General features: G+C 59.4%; 20 protein-coding genes, 1 tRNA gene, 1 other RNA gene and 1 pseudogene. 10 read left to right on the plus strand and 13 right to left on the minus strand.

What is annotated here, in order from left to right; genetic code table 11:
- Positions 1–152: 152 nt before the first annotated feature.
- Together LW884_05295 and LW884_05300 are read left to right on the plus strand one after the other, a co-directional pair.
- A tRNA-Pro gene (locus LW884_05295) sits at positions 153–226 on the plus strand.
- A 313-nt stretch (positions 227–539) separates the two neighbouring features.
- Positions 540–1,455, plus strand: a pseudogene (locus tag LW884_05300) (porin).
- Positions 1,456–1,546: 91 nt separating this feature from the next.
- Here the strand turns inward: LW884_05300 and LW884_05305 are convergent.
- Genes LW884_05305 through aroQ form a run of 3 tightly spaced genes read right to left on the minus strand, consistent with a single transcriptional unit; the run spans position 1,547 to position 3,521 of the window.
- Complete coding sequence (locus LW884_05305; GenBank protein MCE3007750.1) at positions 1,547–1,939, minus strand: DUF1398 domain-containing protein; 393 nt, start codon at positions 1,937–1,939, stop codon at positions 1,547–1,549.
- Positions 1,940–1,950: 11 nt separating this feature from the next.
- Positions 1,951–3,048, minus strand: coding sequence for a glycine oxidase ThiO (gene thiO, locus LW884_05310; GenBank protein MCE3007751.1), 1,098 nt, complete (start codon positions 3,046–3,048; stop codon positions 1,951–1,953).
- Positions 3,045–3,521 carry a type II 3-dehydroquinate dehydratase gene (gene aroQ, locus LW884_05315; GenBank protein MCE3007752.1) on the minus strand — a complete coding sequence of 159 codons (477 nt, stop codon included), beginning with the start codon at positions 3,519–3,521 and terminating at the stop codon, positions 3,045–3,047. Before aroQ ends, thiO begins: the two co-directional genes overlap by 4 nt.
- 97 nt (positions 3,522–3,618) lie before the next feature.
- On the opposite strand from aroQ, the gene xerD reads away from it, so the two are divergent.
- Entirely contained in the window at positions 3,619–4,596 is a 978-nt protein-coding gene (gene xerD / locus LW884_05320) for a site-specific tyrosine recombinase XerD (GenBank protein ID MCE3007753.1), read from the plus strand.
- Positions 4,597–4,744: 148 nt separating this feature from the next.
- Here xerD and LW884_05325 read toward each other — a convergent pair whose 3' ends face one another.
- The 8 genes from LW884_05325 to LW884_05360 all read right to left on the minus strand — a co-directional run bounded on the left by LW884_05325 (position 4,745) and on the right by LW884_05360 (position 12,465).
- Positions 4,745–5,830, minus strand: coding sequence for a tetratricopeptide repeat protein (locus LW884_05325; protein MCE3007754.1), 1,086 nt, complete (start codon positions 5,828–5,830; stop codon positions 4,745–4,747).
- Positions 5,831–6,334 carry a 2-amino-4-hydroxy-6-hydroxymethyldihydropteridine diphosphokinase gene (folK, locus tag LW884_05330; protein MCE3007755.1) on the minus strand — a complete coding sequence of 168 codons (504 nt, stop codon included), beginning with the start codon at positions 6,332–6,334 and terminating at the stop codon, positions 5,831–5,833. It lies immediately after the preceding gene.
- A complete protein-coding gene (locus LW884_05335; GenBank protein ID MCE3007756.1) occupies positions 6,334–7,293 on the minus strand; it encodes a transketolase family protein in 960 nt (319 codons plus the stop codon). The genes folK and LW884_05335 overlap by 1 nt, the downstream gene beginning before the upstream one ends.
- Positions 7,294–7,314: 21 nt before the next feature.
- Positions 7,315–8,172 (minus strand): transketolase, encoded by an 858-nt coding sequence (locus LW884_05340; GenBank protein MCE3007757.1) that lies wholly within the window; start codon positions 8,170–8,172, stop codon positions 7,315–7,317.
- 51 nt (positions 8,173–8,223) lie between these two features.
- Positions 8,224–9,162 (minus strand): nucleotide-diphospho-sugar transferase, encoded by a 939-nt coding sequence (locus LW884_05345; protein ID MCE3007758.1) that lies wholly within the window; start codon positions 9,160–9,162, stop codon positions 8,224–8,226.
- On the minus strand, positions 9,159–10,376 hold the full coding sequence (locus LW884_05350; GenBank protein ID MCE3007759.1) for a glycosyltransferase: 1,218 nt from the start codon (positions 10,374–10,376) through the stop codon (positions 9,159–9,161). The genes LW884_05345 and LW884_05350 overlap by 4 nt, the downstream gene beginning before the upstream one ends.
- Positions 10,377–10,382: 6 nt before the next feature.
- Positions 10,383–11,396: a Holliday junction branch migration DNA helicase RuvB gene (gene ruvB, locus LW884_05355; GenBank protein MCE3007760.1), complete on the minus strand. Its 1,014-nt coding sequence runs from the start codon at positions 11,394–11,396 to the stop codon at positions 10,383–10,385.
- 370 nt (positions 11,397–11,766) lie between these two features.
- A complete protein-coding gene (locus LW884_05360) occupies positions 11,767–12,465 on the minus strand; it encodes an ATP-binding cassette domain-containing protein (protein ID MCE3007761.1) in 699 nt (232 codons plus the stop codon).
- Between the two features lie 76 nt (positions 12,466–12,541).
- Here LW884_05360 and LW884_05365 point away from each other — a divergent pair, with 76 nt between their 5' ends.
- Positions 12,542–12,871: a 2Fe-2S iron-sulfur cluster-binding protein gene (locus tag LW884_05365; GenBank protein MCE3007762.1), complete on the plus strand. Its 330-nt coding sequence runs from the start codon at positions 12,542–12,544 to the stop codon at positions 12,869–12,871.
- A gap of 51 nt (positions 12,872–12,922) precedes the next feature.
- Positions 12,923–13,165: a Fe-S cluster assembly protein IscX gene (iscX, locus tag LW884_05370; protein ID MCE3007763.1), complete on the plus strand. Its 243-nt coding sequence runs from the start codon at positions 12,923–12,925 to the stop codon at positions 13,163–13,165.
- A 25-nt stretch (positions 13,166–13,190) separates the two neighbouring features.
- Here iscX and LW884_05375 read toward each other — a convergent pair whose 3' ends face one another.
- Positions 13,191–14,117 carry a DUF1460 domain-containing protein gene (locus LW884_05375; GenBank protein ID MCE3007764.1) on the minus strand — a complete coding sequence of 309 codons (927 nt, stop codon included), beginning with the start codon at positions 14,115–14,117 and terminating at the stop codon, positions 13,191–13,193.
- Positions 14,086–14,508, minus strand: a complete 423-nt coding sequence (locus tag LW884_05380) for a TM2 domain-containing protein (GenBank protein MCE3007765.1) — start codon at positions 14,506–14,508, stop codon at positions 14,086–14,088. The genes LW884_05375 and LW884_05380 overlap by 32 nt, the downstream gene beginning before the upstream one ends.
- Before the next feature lie 173 nt (positions 14,509–14,681).
- Between LW884_05380 and ffs the strand changes: the two genes are divergently transcribed.
- From ffs to nusB, 5 genes are all read left to right on the plus strand, one after another.
- An RNA gene (ffs, locus tag LW884_05385) (signal recognition particle sRNA small type) lies at positions 14,682–14,775 on the plus strand.
- A gap of 65 nt (positions 14,776–14,840) precedes the next feature.
- Positions 14,841–15,491 (plus strand): fructose-6-phosphate aldolase, encoded by a 651-nt coding sequence (gene fsa / locus LW884_05390; protein ID MCE3007766.1) that lies wholly within the window; start codon positions 14,841–14,843, stop codon positions 15,489–15,491.
- Between the two features lie 165 nt (positions 15,492–15,656).
- Entirely contained in the window at positions 15,657–16,094 is a 438-nt protein-coding gene (locus LW884_05395; GenBank protein MCE3007767.1) for a hypothetical protein, read from the plus strand.
- Positions 16,095–16,192: 98 nt separating this feature from the next.
- A complete protein-coding gene (locus LW884_05400) occupies positions 16,193–16,810 on the plus strand; it encodes a deoxynucleoside kinase (GenBank protein ID MCE3007768.1) in 618 nt (205 codons plus the stop codon).
- 8 nt (positions 16,811–16,818) lie between these two features.
- The gene (gene nusB / locus LW884_05405) at positions 16,819–17,373 is read left to right on the plus strand and encodes a transcription antitermination factor NusB (protein MCE3007769.1); all 555 of its coding nucleotides are present in this window, start codon (positions 16,819–16,821) and stop codon (positions 17,371–17,373) included.
- Positions 17,374–17,399: the final 26 nt, after the last annotated feature.

A 17,399-nucleotide genomic window follows, 5' to 3' on the forward strand; every position in this document is an offset into this window, starting at 1 on the left:
AAGATACATTGTCTTTTTGATTTGCGCAAGTAAAGGAGGCGTATTTTCTTGGAGCACACCCAATGATGGCTGCATAATAGCCCAATTCCTTTGATTTGGCTATTGGAAATTTTACCTTTGCGTGCGGATGTGTAGTACGTACACCTGCACATCGGAGTGTAGCGCAGCCCGGTAGCGCACTTCGTTCGGGACGAAGAGGCCGGAGGTTCGAATCCTCTCACTCCGACATTGACAACAAAGGCATGCCAGGGGCTTGCCACGCCTATTACAAGAGCTATTCGCGCGTGCCAGGTTTCAGTCAGCTTTTGCTTGCCAGATACGTGCTACAGGCTGTTAATAAGGCTTTGTATTTGCAGTTTGGCCGCCAGCAGGCACGGCAAAAAATCTGCTAACATTACCCGGGTGAAACCCTGCCTCCTACTCCTTGCCCTGCTGGCCACCGGCCTGCACGCCCAGGATAGCACCCTGTACCTCACTGTATATCTGGACACTACTACGGCTATGATCTGGGCCGATCCGCGGGCCACGAGCGCCCCTACCTGTATGCTGCCAATCAACACAACAATTTCAACCTGAACCTACTGGCCCTGAGGCTAACCTGCACTGCCGGCTGGTACCGCCTGCAGGCTACCCCTGCCCTGGGCACCTACATGGCTGCCAACTATGCCGCCGAGCCGGCCGAACTGCGCTACCTGATAGATGCCTACGGGGGTATCCGTATCCACAAGGACATCTGGCTAGACGCGGGCATACTGCCCTCGCCATTCGGCTACGAGGGGGCACTGAGCCACGAGCTGCCCACCTATACCCGCAGCTTGTCGGCCGAAAACTCGCCCTACTACCTGGCTGGGGCCCGGCTAAGCCTACCCCTTTGCCCCCGGCTAAATGGGTACGCCTTTGTGGTAAATGGCTGGCAGAACATAGCCGAGACGAATGATGCCAAAGCTGTAATAGGCCAGCTGCAGTACCAGGCGAGCAAAAAGCTGCTGCTAAACGCCAGCGCCTATGTGGGCAATGAGCAGACCGTGGACAGCCTGGGGCCCCGCATGCGTAGCTTCCTGGACCTGTATGCCTACTGGCAGCCGTCGGACGGGGTGAGCCTGCTGCTGCTGTGCGACCTGGGCAGCCAGCAGGGCCGGCAGGCTGCCGATGGGCCCGGCGGCCACTGCCAGCGGCATAGCCAGCTACCGCTGGGCCCGGTACTGGCGCAGTAGCCTGCGGGCCGAGTACTACAGCGACCCCGATGCGGCAAACCTGACCAGCCTGACCCACCCGGGGGCGGGCGTAGTACTGTATGGCAGCAGCCTAGGGCTAGACTACCTGCCCACTACCCAAGCCATGCTGAGGCTAGAGGCCAGGTACCTGCAGGCGGGGTCTAACGTGTTTCCCGAAGAAGGGGGCACTACCCGCCAAAGGTGGCTGCTGACAGCTGCCCTCAGTATAAAAATAGAGTAGCCCATTGGGCACCATGCCACTTGGGCAGCCTGTACGCTCCAGGGCATGTTTCCCTTTATATGCCAGGTAGGGTGTCGCTAGCGGGTAGGTCCTATACGCTCGGTATGTCTTCCACCAGGAGTACAGCCCCCTGTTTGTCGCAGTAGCTTACCGTCATCTCCACCAGCCGAGTGGTCCAGCTGGCCACGCCTGCTACAGCTGCCTGACGGCAAAAGGTGGGATAGTCCGTGTGGCCCTGCTGGTGGCTGGCAAGTGCCGCCTGTAGCTGCCCTACAGCGCCCACTGGCTGTACATCCACCGCCGGATACTTGCCGGGGGTCTCCAGCCTGTCATCTCCTGCCCCATAGTAGCAGGTGCTGCCATTGTCCACATAGGTGTCGTAGTGGGTTATACCCAGCGCCTTCAGGTCCTGAATAAACCGGGGGAAGTCGGCTCCGCTCTTTACCTTCTCGGCGGCTTGGCGAATTTGGTTCTGTGTGATCATATTTTGTGTGATCAAGATTCTGAAAAATTTAGCCAGAACGGACGTAGCACTGCGGGTACCTCGGCCCCCTGTAGCACGGCTACCAGCTGCTGCGCCAGGTAGGGGCCTAGCAGGATGCCGTGGCGATACAGTCCATTCAGCATCCATACGCCGGGTGCCACTGCACCCAGGCAGGGCATACGGCTTAGGGTGGCGGGGCGCAGGCCCGCCCAGCTATCCTGCACATGCAGGTGGTATAGGGCGGGTAGCACCCGGTAGGTCTTCCGCAGTATGTCTAGCAGTCCGCCGGCCCGCTGGCGGGTATCGCGGCCCATCTCCTCGCTGGTGGAGCCGATGAGCAGGCGGTTTGGCTTGGGCACCAGGTAGGCGGGCCCATATGCCTTGCTGCGGATGCGCACGCTATGGCGCAGCAGCGGCTGTGGCCCTGTCTCCAGGGCTAGCATCTGCCCGCGTATGGGGTATACCTTGTGCGGCAGCTGCAGCTCGGCCCCGGGCAGCCCGCAGCCGGTGGCGAGTATCAGCCGGTTGGTGCTTAGGCTGCCCTGGTTTGTTTGCAGCTCTGTGCTGCCCGCGCCTAGGCTGGCCCAGCTGTACACAGGGGTGTGGGGCCGCAGTTCTACCCCCAGGTGTAGCAGTGCATCGATGAGGGTGGGCAGCAGCAGCCTGTGCTCCACCTGTATGTCAGTGCGGGCCAGTATGCCAGCCTGAATGTGCGGGCTTAGCTCGGGCTCCAGGGTGCGCAGCGCCTCCTGCTCCAGCCAGGTCACCGCTAGTCCCTGCGCCTGCTGGAAACGATATAGCCGCTGCAGGTAGCCCAGGTCCTCGGTGTCCAGGGGCACCTCCAGGGTGCCCGTAGTATCCAGGGGCACCCCCAGCGCCTGGCAAAAGGCAGGGTAGTACGCCAGTGCCTGCAGCCCGGCCTGCAGCAGCTCCAGCTCCTGAAACTCCAGCTCGTGCACGGGGGCCAGCATGCCCGCCGCAGCCCAGCTGGCCCCCCCGGCCAGTTCGCCCGCCTCCAGCACCTGCACCCGGTGCCCGGCCTGGCTCCGGGCCAGGTGCCAGGCCACGCTCAGGCCGGCTATGCCCCCACCCACGATGGTGTAGGTCATGCCCCCTCGGTTTCTTTGCCCCGCTGCGCTGCTGGCTGCTGGCTCAGCTGGCTGCTTAGCCAGTACAGGGCCAGGCGATAGCTATCCTTGCCGAAACCGCTGATAACCCCCCGCACGACAGGGCTGATGACGCTGGTGTGCCGGAATGTCTCGCGTGCATAGATGTTGCTCAGGTGCACCTCTACCACCGGCACCCGCACCAGGCGCAGGGCATCCTGGATGGCGTAGCTGTAGTGGCTGTAGGCCCCGGCGTTTATTACAATGGCGCTGTAGTATGCCCAGTTGTGCAGCTGGTCTATCAGGTCTCCCTCATGGTTGCTCTGGTGCATCTCTAGCCTGAGCTGCGGGAAGGCAGCTACTAGCTCATCCTGGATGGCCTGCAGGGTATCCGCCCCATAGTGGGCCTCTTCGCGCTGGCCCAGCATATTCAGGTTCGGGCCATTCAGCATCAGTATGTTAGGTAGGGGAGTCATCGGGCTGGTTTTCCACAAATGTAGCATATGGGCCTTTATGCACACCACCACCCGGGCTGTCGGCAGCCTGGGTTCAAAACAACTTTTGTGTAAAGCCTTGACCAACACTAGGTTTGAGCACAACCTAAATGGAAACTACGTGGGCTGGAACTATTACCTGCAGAGCTACTACAACTATCTGCGGCTCGAAAAGGGGCTGAGCACCAACACGCTGGCGGCGTACCGTACCGACATTTTGCGCTACCTGATGTATGTGGAGACGGAGCTGGGCCTGACAGAGCCCGGCCATATCCAGGTACAGGATATACGCGCTTTCCTGGGATATCTGGCAGACTACTGTGGCCTGAATGAACTGAGCCAGGCCCGAAACATCTCTTCCATCCGCTCCTTCCACCAGTTTCTGCTGCAGGAAAACTACCTGCAAGACAATCCGGCCGAGCTGATAGACCTGCCCAGGGTGCAGCGCAAGCTACCCGATGTGATTAGCCTGGATGAGATTAACCAGATCCTGGATGTGTGCGCTCCGGAAAAAATAACCGAAGAGGAGAAAATGGGCGGCGGAGATGCGCTGGGGGTACGAAACCGGGCCATGCTGGAGCTGATGTACAGCAGCGGCCTGCGGGTGAGCGAGCTGGTAAGCCTGCGCCTGGACCAGCTGTATCTGGACGATGGAATTGTGCGCGTGGTGGGCAAGGGCAATAAAGAGCGCCTCATACCGCTGGGTTCCTCGGCTATAGATCAGATTAAACGGTATTCCAACCTCCATCGTATGAAAGTAAAGGCGCGGCCCGGCAATGATCCCATCCTGTTCCTGAACCGGCGGGGCGCCAAGCTGACGCGCAACATGGTCTTCATGATCATCAAGAAGGCCTGCGAGCAGGTCGGCGTGTACAAGACGGTAAGCCCCCATACGTTTCGCCACAGCTTTGCCACCCACCTGATAGAGGGTGGGGCCGACCTGATAGCCGTGAAGGAGATGCTGGGCCACGAGAGTGTAACCACTACCGAGATATACCTGCACACCAACGGGCACTACCTGCGCGAGGTGCACGCCAGCTTCCACCCCCGGGCCTAACCGGGCCTGCCCGGAAGCTCTGCCATTGGTAGGCTTTATAGCCCGATCCGGATGCCCAATAGGTGGGCAACTGCCGAGTGTGCCCCGCCCGATATGGGCATGCATGCTGCCCAGTGGCCGAATGAACCGGTTTCCCTATCCCTGTAGTCTACTTCTTGTCTGGCAGGTTTCGCTCCAGTTCTTGTATCGCCTGCCGTGCCTCGGCAAAGTCGGGCTTGGCCTGCAGGGCCTGGCGGTAGTATTTCAGCGCCCGGCTGTAGTCCTTGTAGTATTCGTACAGGCTGCCCAGCTGAAAGGCGGCGCGTGCATCCTGGGGGTTGCGCTCCAGCACAGCCTTGTAGTCTGCCGTAGCCTTGTCCAGCTTATCCAGCTGCTGGTACAGGTAGCCCCGCTGGTAGCGTGCATCGTTATAGGTGGGGTCGGCCTTTATGGCTTGGCTATATTCTTCTATAGCCTTGTTCATCAGCGGTTTATACAGGCTACGGTCTCCGGTCTCGGCGGCCTGGCGGTATAGCACATAGCCCATGTAGTAGTGCCCCACCGGGTGTAGCGAGTCTGCCTCCAGGATGTAGTACACATAGCGGCGCGCCTCTTTCGGGTCATACACCTCGTTCAGGTGGATATCTGCCGCCAGGGCCGCCGCCTTTAGAAAGGCCTTGTTTCGTTCCAAGGCGTAGTTGGCAAAAGTAATGGCCCGCTGGGGCTGCTTCATCTGCCTGTATATCAGTGCCTTGCCCAGGTAGAAGATGGGCTGGGTCTTGTCCAGGTCTATGGCTCTGTCCATATTGGCCAGGGCCTGGGTGTAGTTCTTTTGCAGCAGGTACACATTGCCCATCAGGTGGTAGGCTTCAGGGCGCTGTGTTTTCTGCGCTACGGCTCGCTTCAGGTAGTCCAGCGCTTGCTGGTCTTTGCCCCGTATATAGGCCAGTTCGGCATTGCCATACAGATACTCCTCGTTGTCGGGCTCCAGGTTCACGGCCTTTTCCAGGTCGGCCAGGGCCTGTACGGTGTCGCCCAGCTCCAGCTTTATCTTCCCGCGTACGTAGTACAGCTGGGGGTCGGTTGGGTTTTCTGCCAGCCGCTTTTCGATAACCCGCAGGGTATCTGCCAGCTGCCGCTCCGCCGGGTTTTGGGGTATGCTCAGGGTCTGCTGGGCTTTGGGCTCCGAGTCGCAGCCTATGCTGGCTAGGCCACTCAGCCCCACTGCCAGCAGCACGATAAAGAAGGATTTCATCTAAAAATGCAATTGGTAGGCAATCATTTCGGGCCAGTCTTGCGCGGGTGTTTTTTGCATCAGGTGTTCGGCCAGCTCCGCAACCTGTCGCCCATCTGGCAGCTGCACGCGGGGGGCTATTTCCATCCAGGGTACCAGTACAAACAGCCGTTCCGCTATACCCGGGTGGGGCAGCTGTAGCTGGGCCGTGTGGCACTGCAGGTTTTCCATCAGCAGCAGGTCCAGGTCTATGGTTCGGGGTCCCCACTTCTCTCCTCGTACACGGCCCATTTGTTGCTCCAGCTGCATCATGGCCTCCAGCAGGGCTTCTGGGCTCAACTCTGTTTCCAGTTCGGCCACCGCATTTACAAAAGCACCCTGCTGGGTATTGCCCCAGGGCTTGGTTTCGTACAGCGAGGAGAGGCGTGTAAGTGCACCAATGGCCAGCAGGCCCTGTGTAGCCTGCTGCACCTGGGCCTCCCGATCGCCCAGGTTGCTACCAATGCCTATGTAGGCGACCGGCATCAGGCTTTCAGAACCGATTCTGCCGCCTGCACAATGTGTGGGGTATCCAGGCCATACTTTACCAGCAGCTGGTCTGGCGTACCGCTTTCGCCAAACTGGTCCTGCACGGCTACGGCGCGTAGGGGGGTGGGCAGGTGGGTGCTTAGCAGCTGCCCTACCAGGTCGGCCAGGCCGCCGTGTATCTGGTGCTCTTCTGCGGTAACTACAGCTCTGGTTTTGGCTGCCGAGGCCAGCAGGGTCTCCGCATCCAGGGGCTTCACGGTGTGCAGGTTGATCACTTCGGCCGAGATGCCCCGCTGCTGGAGTGCATCTGCCGCCAGCAGGGCCTTCCATACCAGGTGGCCGTTGGCTATCACCGTTACGTCGGTACCCGCACGCAGGATTTGGGCTTTCCCCAGCTGGAAGCTAGGGTCTTGTGCTTCGGTGAAGATGGGCCACTTAGGGCGGCCAAAGCGCAGATAGGCGGGGCCATCATGCTCGTATAGGGCCAGGGTGGCCAGGCGGGTCTGGTTGTAGTCGCAGGGCACCACCACCATCATGTGCGGCAGCATGCGCATCATGCCCACATCCTCCAGTATCTGGTGGGTGGCGCCGTCCTCGCCCAGTGTAAGGCCTGAGTGGCTGGCACATATCTTCACGTTTTTACCGCTGTAGGCTATGCTCTGGCGAATCTGGTCGTACACGCGGCCGGTACTGAAGTTGGCAAAAGTTCCGGTAAAGGGCACCTTGCCCCCTGTAGCCAGGCCGGCTGCCACGCCCATCATGTTTGCCTCGCTGATACCTGCCTGGAAGAAGCGATCGGGGAACTGCGCTGCAAAGGCATCCATCTTGAGCGAGCCAGTCAGGTCGGCACACAGGGCTACTACATCCTCGTGCAGTTTGCCTAGCTCCAGCAGGCCGGCCCCAAAGCCGCTACGGGTATCCTGGTGGTCGGTGGGGGTGAGTATTTTGGTAGACATGTTTCTTCGGGGCTAAGTGCGTTAGTAATCGGCCAGGGTGGCGGGTAGCTGCTCCAGGGCGCGTTCGTATTGTTCCTTGTTTGGGGCCTTGCCGTGCCAGTCGTGGGTGCCCTCCATATAGTCCACGCCCTTGCCCATACTGGTGTGCAGCATCACCATTACTGGCTTGCCTTCTCCGCACAGGCTGCGGGCGTATTCATAGCCCTTTATCACTTCGTCCAGGTTGTTCCCCTCGGGTATTTCCATCACCTCCCAGCCAAAAGCGCGGAATTTATCGGCCAGGCTGGTGGTATTCATTACCTGCCGGGTGTCTCCGTCTATTTGCTTGTAGTTCAGGTCTATGCTGGCTATCAGGTTGTCTACCCGGTGGTGGGCAGCATACAGGGCGGCTTCCCACACCTGCCCCTCCTGGCACTCACCGTCGCCCATCAGTACATACACCAGGCGGGGGTCGGCATCCAGTTTTTTGGCCTGTGCGGCACCTATGGCCACACTCAGGCCCTGGCCTAGCGATCCGCTGGCTACACGTATGCCCGGTAGGCCTTCCTCGGTAGCGGGGTGGCCCTGCAGGCGGCTATCCAGCCGGCGAAAGGTAGCCAGTTCTGCCACATCAAAGTAGCCGGAGCGTGCCAATACAGAATACCATACCGGAGATATGTGTCCGTTTGAGAGGAAAAAGAGGTCTTGCCCCCGGCCCTGTATGTCAAATTGTTTGGGATCGTGCACCAGCAGGTGGTAGTACAGGGCTACAAAGTACTCTACACAGCCCAGCGAGCCACCCGGGTGCCCGCTCTGCACGTCATACACCATGCGGATGATGTCTCGGCGCACCTGCGCGGCTATTTGCTGCAGCTCGGCCTGGGTATAGGTAGTAGGCATGCTACAAAATTAGGCTGGAATACAGAAGCTGCAAGCCGCAGCCCGGATATTTTAGCAGATGCGTAGTACCAGCCGCTCCCAGGTGGTCCACAGCTTGCTCTTTATCTTTCTCCACAGCCCCCAGTGCAGCACCTGTCGGTACGTCCAGTGGTCGGCCCGCTGGTTTACGGCCAGGCTGGGCGGATGCTGCAGGGGCAGGAGGGGATAAGTAGGAAAAAAGCCGAAGGTAGCCCGGGCGCTTACTCCACTGAAGTTTGCCCCCGCTACCTGTATGCCCATTCCTATGTTCGTGGTCAGGTTTACGCGGGGCGCCAGGGCTATGCCTCCTCTTTGCAGGATGGCGTAGGCCCACAGGTAGCTCCAGGCATCTATCTCGCCCCGTCGTACCGCTTCCAGCTTTTGGCTGAAGAACGCCCCCAGGTAGGGGGGGGCTTGTTCCGGCCGCAGCTCAGGCACACGGTCGGTGGCTGTTAGCAGGGCCTCGGCCTCTTGATAAGCCGCCCACTTGTGCCGCCAGGTGGCCCAGCCCCACACGTGGGGGATCTGGCTGGCAAAGTAGCTATACGGGTGGTGCCGCATGTGCGGGTTGTACTGGTTGGTGCCAATGTGGTACACCTGGGGGTGATGCCAGTACCGCTCCAGTAGCTGGGTGCAGTAGGCGGGCATATCGGGCCCGGGCACGGTATCGTCTTCCAGAATGATGCCCGCTTCCTCGTGCGCAAAAAACCAGCTGATGGCGGCGGATACGCCCTGGCGGCAGCCCAGGTTCTGGTCGTGAAACAGGGTTTTGATCGCACAGGGCCAGTCTACCTGCTGCACCAGGGCGCGGGTTTCGGCCACACGTTCCGCTTCGCCGGGTTTGTGTGGGCGGGCAGCATCTCCGGCCCAGTACAGGCGGGTAGGGCGGTGCAGGCGCAGGGCCGCCAGCACCTGGGCCACGGTATCGGCCCGGTTGAAGGTAATGAGGAGAACCGGGGTTTCCAGGCTCATGCCAGCAGGGATTGGTAAAGGTCTGCATACATACGGCCGATCCGATCGGGGCTATAGGCCGCCATGGCCTGGCTGTGGGCTTGCTCACGGCCCAGGGGGTGGGCCATGGCGTGCTGTAGCACCTGGGCCAGGGCTGGTGCCGTGGCCTCCTGTGCCAGCCAGCCGCTGTGCCCGTGCGCTATCATCTCGGGGATGCCGCCCGTGGGCGTGGCCACTACGGGGGTGCCACAGGCCAGGCTTTCCATTACCATATTGGGCAGGTTGTCCTGCAGGCTGGGTACCAGGGTGTAGGTGGCCGCCCGATAGGCCTGCACCATCTGCCCGGCAGGCAGGCTGCCCAGGTGGGTGTGCAGGTAGCCCGGCGGCAGCTCAATGCCTTTTCGCCCTACTGTGAGCAGGTGAACGCCTGCACGAGCGGCCATGGGCAGCTGGGTCAGGGCCTGCTGTAGCAGGGCTCCCCCCTTACGGGGGTCCTGCAGGCTAGCGGCCCCGAACAGCAGGTAGGTGCCCTGCAGCGGCAGGCCAAGGGTCTGGCGTGCTGCCGCCGCAGGCCCCGGCGAAAATCGATCCGGCTCGATGGGGTTCGGTATGGGGTGGGCCGGTGCCCGAAACAGGCCCGATGCATCGGCGCACTTGGCCAGCCAGGCCGATGGGGTAACAATGTGCAGGTTGCGGGCCTGGGCATACAGCTGCTGCTTGTGGCGCCACTGGCGCTGGGTAAGGTCGTGCTGGTGTGGGTGGCGCAGCAGGGGGCACTGCCCGCAACCCGACAGGTAGCGCTCGCAGCCAGGTGCTGAGTGGCAGCCACCGGTGAAGGCCCACATATCATGCAGGGTCCACACTACGGGTTTACCCAAGGCCAGCAGTTTTTTTAGGCCAGTCAGGGAGAGAAAACCGTGATGAAACCAGTGCAGGTTCAGCACATCGGCCTGTAACACGGCGGGGTGCCGCCACAGGGGCAGGCCCACGGCAGCGCGGCTGAACATGAACATATCGGGGCGCCGCTTCAGCCGGGGTGCCATGGGTAGCACCTCCAGGGCCATCAGGGCTTTGGGGGGGAGCAGGCTACGGACACTATGCAGGTGTGGGCCAGGCTCGGCCTCGCGCGTTAGCAGGGCTGCCTCCAGCCCTATGGTGCGCTGGGCGGCGGCAATGCGCCGGGCGGATACGCCCGCGCCCCCCTGGGGCCAGGCGGTAAGGTGCAGTATACGCATAGCCGGTCAGGAGAATAGTGCGCCGGGTTTGGGTCCCTGTTTTTTGCCAAAGTGCTCGTAGGCCCGCTGGGTGGCTATGCGGCCCCGCTGGGTGCGCTGCAGGAAGCCCTGCATAATCAGGAAGGGCTCGTATACCTCTTCTATGGTCTCGGCCTCCTCGGCCACGGCAGTAGCCAGGGTGCCCAGGCCTACCGGCCCCCCACCGAATTTCTCGATCAGGGTGCGCAGGATGCGGGTATCCATTTCGTCCAGGCCCGCCTCATCCACGGCCAGGGCATCCAGTGCCATCTGGGCAATGTCTTGGGTTATCTCGCCTTGGCCCTTTATCATGGCAAAGTCTCGCGCACGGCGCAGCAGCCGGTTGGCTATACGTGGTGTGCCGCGGCTGCGGCGTGCCAGCTCCTGGGCCCCGCTGGCGGCTATGCCCACCTGTAGCACCTGGGCCGAGCGGATAATAATCCGGCTTAGCAGGTCGGCATCGTAGTACTCCAGCCGACACTGAATGCCGAAGCGGGCCAGCAGGGGCGAGGTGAGCAGCCCGGCACGGGTAGTGGCCCCTACCAGGGTGAAGGGGTTCAGGTTGATCTCTACCGAGCGGGCATTTGGCCCGGTCTCCAGCATGATGTCTATCTTGAAATCCTCCATGGCGCTGTATAGGTATTCCTCCACCACGGGGCTTAGGCGGTGTATTTCGTCTATAAACAGCACATCGCGCGGCTCCAGGCTGGTAAGCAGGCCGGCCAGATCTCCGGGTTTTTCCAGCACGGGGCCACTGGTGGTTTTTACCTCGCTGCCCAGCTCGCGGGCTATGATGTAGCTGAGGGTGGTTTTGCCCAGTCCTGGCGGACCATGCAGAATCACATGATCCAGAGCCTCGCCCCGCATGTTAGCTGCCTGCACAAAGATCTTCAGGTTCTCGATGATCTTAGGCTGGCCCGCAAACTCGCCAAAGCGCTGCGGGCGTAGCACCAGCTCTTCGCTGTCGGTCAGCCGGGCATTCAGGTCGAAGGATCTTTCCATACAGTTCGCTTCTCAGCACCGATCCAGGTGGTGGTACGGGCTTGGTGGTACGGGGATAACCACCCGGGCACTAAGCTAGCTAAAAAAATAGCGCCCGCCCTGGCTTGCACCGGATATAGCCATAGGCGGGGCTTGGAGGTAGGGGCAGCCCGGACTCTGCCCAATTGTTTCTGCACACATCGCAGCTGTTTTACAACGTACACCGATCGGCCCTAGTACTACCCGTAGGTGCTTTCGCGCTAATCGGTCTCATATTCAGCCTTTTGTTTATGTGTAAGATGAAACCAAAATACAAGATATATAACAGAGATTCCAGCTTTTTGTTGGATAATTTTCTGAATAAATTGTTAAAAATTGCAAATATGCTCGCTTACTGTGTCAGAGACTGGAACATTTGCTCCAGGCTTCGGTTTCGTGTTAGCGCGGCCAGGCTGTCGTCTGCTTTTATCTGCCCCTTGTGGATCAGTATAACGCGCTGGGCCACCGCTTCTACCTCGGGCAGTATGTGGCTGCTGAAGAGTACCGTCTTGGTACGGCCCACTTCCTTGATCAGGTTGCGGATTTCGATCACCTGGTTGGGGTCCAGGCCACTGGTGGGTTCATCCAGTATCAGCAGCTCCGGGTCGTGTATCAGTGCCTGGGCTATGCCCACACGCTGCCGGTAGCCCCGGCTTAGGGCACCTATCTTTTTGTGCTGCTCGTGCTGTAGGCCTGTTTGCGCTATCAGCTCGGCTATTCGCTGCCCCAGCTGTGCCCCCCTCAGCCCATACAGCCGGCCCGTGAAGCGCAAAAACTCGTGCACGTACATATCCAGGTACAGGGGGTTGTGCTCGGGCAGGTAGCCTATGCGGCGGCGCATCTCCAGGCTACCGGCCTCCAGCCCATCCAGCTGAGCTGTGCCTGCTGTAGGCTGTATGAAGCCGGTGATGATTTTCATCGTGGTGCTCTTGCCCGCCCCATTCGGCCCCAGAAATCCCACGATTTCGCCCTTTTCCATCCGGAACGAAACGCCGTCCAGGGCCTGCTGGCTGCCATAGGTTTTGCGCAGCGTGTCTACTATCAGTGCCATCGTGCAAAAATGGGAAACATCTATCAATGATTCTTTGTTTAGTTTGCACCGCCAACGCTGGTTTTTGCACACGCCTATGAATGTATACGAGGTCGAATTTGTATTTGACGAAGACGATAAGGAACCCCTGACCGTACAGGCTGCAGCGGGCGAAACAATCCTGGAGCTATGTGAGCAGAACAACATAGAGCTGCACCACAACTGCGGGGGGGTGTGTGCCTGCACTACCTGCCACGTGTATATAGAGGAGGGGATGGACTGCCTGTCTGAGATGAGCGAGAAGGAAGAAGACTACGTAGACCGCGCCATCAACCCCCGCATAGAGAGCCGCCTGGGCTGCCAGTGCGAGATCTATGGCCGCATCACCGTGCGCATACCCGACCAGTCTGTAATGATTGGGCACTAGCGTGCCGGCGTGCCCACACCCATTAATGCCATTGACCCTGAACCCGATACCATGACGAACCACTACGAGCCGCCCTATGGCTGGGCCGACCATGAGGATATTGCCCAGAAGTTGTACGAGAAGTTTGGCGACGATTTTAGCGAAGGGAAGATTTACCGCATCCGGTTTACCGACCTGCTGGACTGGGTGCTGGCGCTGCCGGGCTTTGAGGGTAAGCGCGAGGAGTGCAACGAGGGCCACCTGGAGCAGATACAGAGCGCCTGGGTGTACGAGTGGCGCGACAATCAAAACTAGAAATACCACCGCTACCCGGCCCACGCTACGGATACGTAAGGCGGTAGACAAAAAACCCCTCTATACCTGTGCGATTGCCCAGGTAGCTGCACAGGTCTTGCCCCACCACCAGCCTGCCTGCCAGGCTGCTACTGTGCGTTAGCCGCAGCCCGCCTGTTTCCGCATCGCGTTCCACAAAGCCCAGGTGGCTGATATCCAGGCCAGCCTGGGTGCTCGCAAAGGCGATGATGTCTCCGGTCTGTGCCAGCTCGGCATAGCGCTCGTATACCTGGTGTGGGTAGTAGAAGCGCCGGGCCACACTTAGCTGCTGCTCATAGTGCACTACACGCTGCCAGTCTTGCACCCCTGGGTAGCGTGCGCGGTGGGTGCTCATGTAGGATATAGGCTTGTGATAAGGCTCGCCATTCAGGGCGGCCACATCCTGCACCAGCCCATACTGCCGCAGCTGCTCCATGGCCTGGGTGAAGTAGAAGAGCCGATCTTCCCACCGGCAGTTCACCCCCCGGTCGTAGCGGATGTGGTCTAGCACATACTTATACCGTTCCAGGATCTCCGCATCCCGCATGTGGTGCACGTGCTCGGCTAGCATGTGCTGTGTTAGGTACAGGGCCAGCAGGTTCTCCACAAAGGTCAGGCAGTCCATCTGCTCCAGGTTGATGAGGGTCTGGCCGGCCTGGCTGCCCTTGCCCCCACTGCCATAGGGTACGGCCTGCAGCTGGCTGTGGTGCGCCAGGTAGAAAGCTGCAAACCCCCCGCCAGAGGCGCCCGCCCCGGCGGGGGCACGCACAATGGCGCACACGGTGGCTGCAGACTGGCCCACACAGTAGGCACCCGGCACAGTGGGCTGTGCCAGGCACTGCCCGGGTAGGCAGCCTAGCAGCCCTGCCAGCAGGCCTGCCAGGCGGTGTAGCCCCCGCCGCTTAATGATCGAAGGCGGCAAACAGGCGGTCATTGAAGTAGTAACGATCCATCCCGTCTAACAAAAGCGTGCCCAGGTCTACCGGCCAGAGGGGGATGGCCAGCACCAGGTAGCCCGCCGTCAGCAGCGGCTTCCGGGCCCCCAGGTAGTAGCGGTGTGCGGCCACAAAGCCTGCAAAGAGGCAGAGCGCAAGGGCAACCCCCTTTTTCTTCCAAGCCCTGGGCTTCCGGCGGGCTGCGGGGTCCTCCTCGGTAGGGGTAGGGGGCTGGGCCCTTCCTGGTGCCCCTACAGCCTGCTGGGGCTGGTGCAGGCATTCGGCCTGGCTGGGCCTGGTTGCGGCCTGGTGGCCCGGGGCTACCCCTGCCTGCAGGCGGGATGCAAGTAGGCAGAGGGCGACAAGCAGCAGGCAGCAAAGCACTTTCATGCCCATAATAATACGGAAAATATCCTGGGCTGCGTAGCAATGCTGCATCGGCCTGTAGCCTAAAAGCGCCTCAGATGCATCAGGGCCGCCTTTTCAGGGGCTACGCACCTGGTATTCGCAAAATTTAGCCATTCTTATTTGACACCTGGGCTCGCAGTGCGTAGCTTTGCCACGGCAAGGGTGTACGGCCAGATCCCGGCTAACTCCGTCAGGTCCGGAAGGAAGCAGCGGTCGCTGGTTGATCGGTGCGATACACTCCTTGCTTTTTTTATTTTTTGCCTGTCGGCTGCCATTCATTCCCCTCGCTATCTCTCCACGCTATTTTTTTGGTCATGAAGTTCTTCCTCGATACAGCCAATCTGGATGAAATACAAGATGCCCAGAGCCTGGGCCTGCTGGATGGTATCACCACCAACCCCTCGCTAATGGCCCGAGAGGGAGTACAGGACGTAGAGGCGCATTACCTGAAGATATGCCAACTGGTGGAGGGTGACATAAGTGCCGAGGTGATAGCCACGGACTATGCCGGCATGCTGGACGAGGGCCGAAAACTGGCCCGCCTGCACGAGAATATTGTGGTAAAGATCCCTTTCATCAAGGAAGGAGTACGCGCCATACGCACCCTGGCCGATGAAGGCATTCGTACCAACTGTACACTGATATTCAGCCCCATGCAGGCCCTGCTGGCTGCCAAGGCCGGGGCCAGCTATGTGAGCCCCTTTATTGGCCGGCTGGATGATATTGCGCACGACGGCATGGACCTGATTGCCCAGATCCGCACCATTTTTGACAACTATGGCTACGACTGCGAGATACTGGCCGCCAGCACCCGCCACACCCTGCACATTGTGCAGTGTGCCGAGGAAGGTGCCGACGTGGTAACCCTGCCCTACAAGGTGTTTATGGGCCTTTTCAACCATCCGCTTACGGATATTGGCCTGAAGCAGTTTTTGGCAGACCACGCCAAAAGCCACAAGGTTTAGCCCCAGCTAGCACCAAGCCGCATAGCCCGGGTACGGGGCTGCCAAGCTCGAGGGAGGAAAAAGTAGCTGACCTCTACTTTTCTTATCCTGTTTTATCCTACATTGAGGTATCTGGCGCGGGCATACGCGTGCGGAGAAAGGGTTGGATGAACAAAACCTCAGGCGTTGCACAGGCTTTTCGAACCCCAGCACAGTAGGGTCATTCACCAGAATGATCACTTTCGTATCTGGCACAATCGTCGCCTTCAGTCAATCGTTCTCGTTCATCTGGCCCCGCCCAGCAGTGGTTTGTTTCGAGACTGCCTGCAAAAGTTGGTAGAGGCTTATGAATATTCAAAGGCGAGCCAGGAAGCCCTGCACCTTATTTCGGATGCACGCCTATTCCGGCTGGCAGCCGCCAATGATATGGCGTGGACGGCCACCCACATATTATCCCGGCTTGCCACATCCGGCCTCAGGCACTTTGCCATTGTAGCCCCGCCCGAGCCACAGCGCACGGCCATTGTGTGCCTGCAGGAGCCCGCCGAAGTACTGGGCATACAGCTACACTGGTACGAGAGCGTGCCCGAGGTGCTGGTCCACTTTCATCCCATCGGGCATTAGGCGAGCAGAATCCTGGTTTTGTCGCCTGCCACGGGGCATGTCCCGTTTCTTTTGTTAGCTTGCCAAACCGAAAAGATCCCGCCCTCTACTCTTGTATCATGCACATAGCCATTGCCGGTAATATAGGCTCGGGTAAAACCACGTTGGCAGGCCTGCTGGCCAAGCACCTGCAGTTTGATGTACTGTATGAAGACCCAAGTACCAATCCCTACATCTACGACTTTTACCAGGACATGCAGCGCTGGAGCTTCAATCTTCAGGTCAGTTTTCTGAATGCCCGTGTAAAACAGAGCCTACAGGTTCACCAGCGGCTGCATGTGGTGCAAGACCGCACCATCTACGAGGATGCCGAGATTTTTGCCCCCAACCTGCTGAGTATGGGCCTGCTTACCCAGCGCGACTACGAAACCTACCGCACCCTGTACGAAAGCGTGCGCCAACTGATAGCCCCCCCCGATGTAGTCATTTATCTGCGGGGCAGCATAGCCACCCTGGTAGACCAGATTGCACAGCGAAACCGCGAGTACGAAGACAGCATCCGCATAGACTACCTGCGAAAGCTGAACGAACGCTACGAAGACTGGTATCAGTCCTACGAGCTGGGCCGAAAACTCGACTTTGATGTAGACGACCTCAAGTTCCACACGCAGGCCGAGGATCTGGGCGTTATCCTGAACGCGATAAATGCAGAAATAGGTGGACTCTTTGGCCGCTAGTCTTACCTTTGCACCCATTCGTTTTTTTATCACAATCGTTTCGCGTACCGGTGGCCGAAGAAGCAACTAAACATCCCCTGCCCAACCGCAGGCAGCTCCGTGTAAAGATCATGCAGGCCATTTATGCCGTCTTTAGCAGCGGAAACTCCGCGCACGAAGTATTTGGGCACCTGCTAGAGGCCACCTACAAGCCCTTTAGAGAAGCGGGCAAAACTGATGAGGCGGTGCGTGAGGATGCCGAGTTTATCCACCAGCTGTACTACGGCACCCTGAAGGAGCAGCAAGAAATGGAGCTGCTGATCACCCAAAAACTGGAAAAGTGGGACCTGAAGCGTGTAGCCCTGATAGACCGTATCCTGATCCTGATGGGCCTGTACGAGCTGCTGCAGTTTCCTGAAATTCCCATCAAGGTCTCAATCAACGAATACATCGAGATCGCCAAAAACTTCAGTACCGAAAAGAGCAGCCAGTTTGTAAACGGCGTGCTGGATGCCATACAAAGGGAGCTAAAGGCCGAAAACAAAATAAAGAAGGTGGGCCGTGGCCTGCTGGAAAACAGCTAATTTCGCCCCACTTAAGTCTATTCAAC

The sequence above is a fragment of the Bacteroidota bacterium genome (assembly GCA_021300195.1).
GTDB lineage: Bacteria > Bacteroidota > Bacteroidia > J057 > JAJTIE01 > JAJTIE01.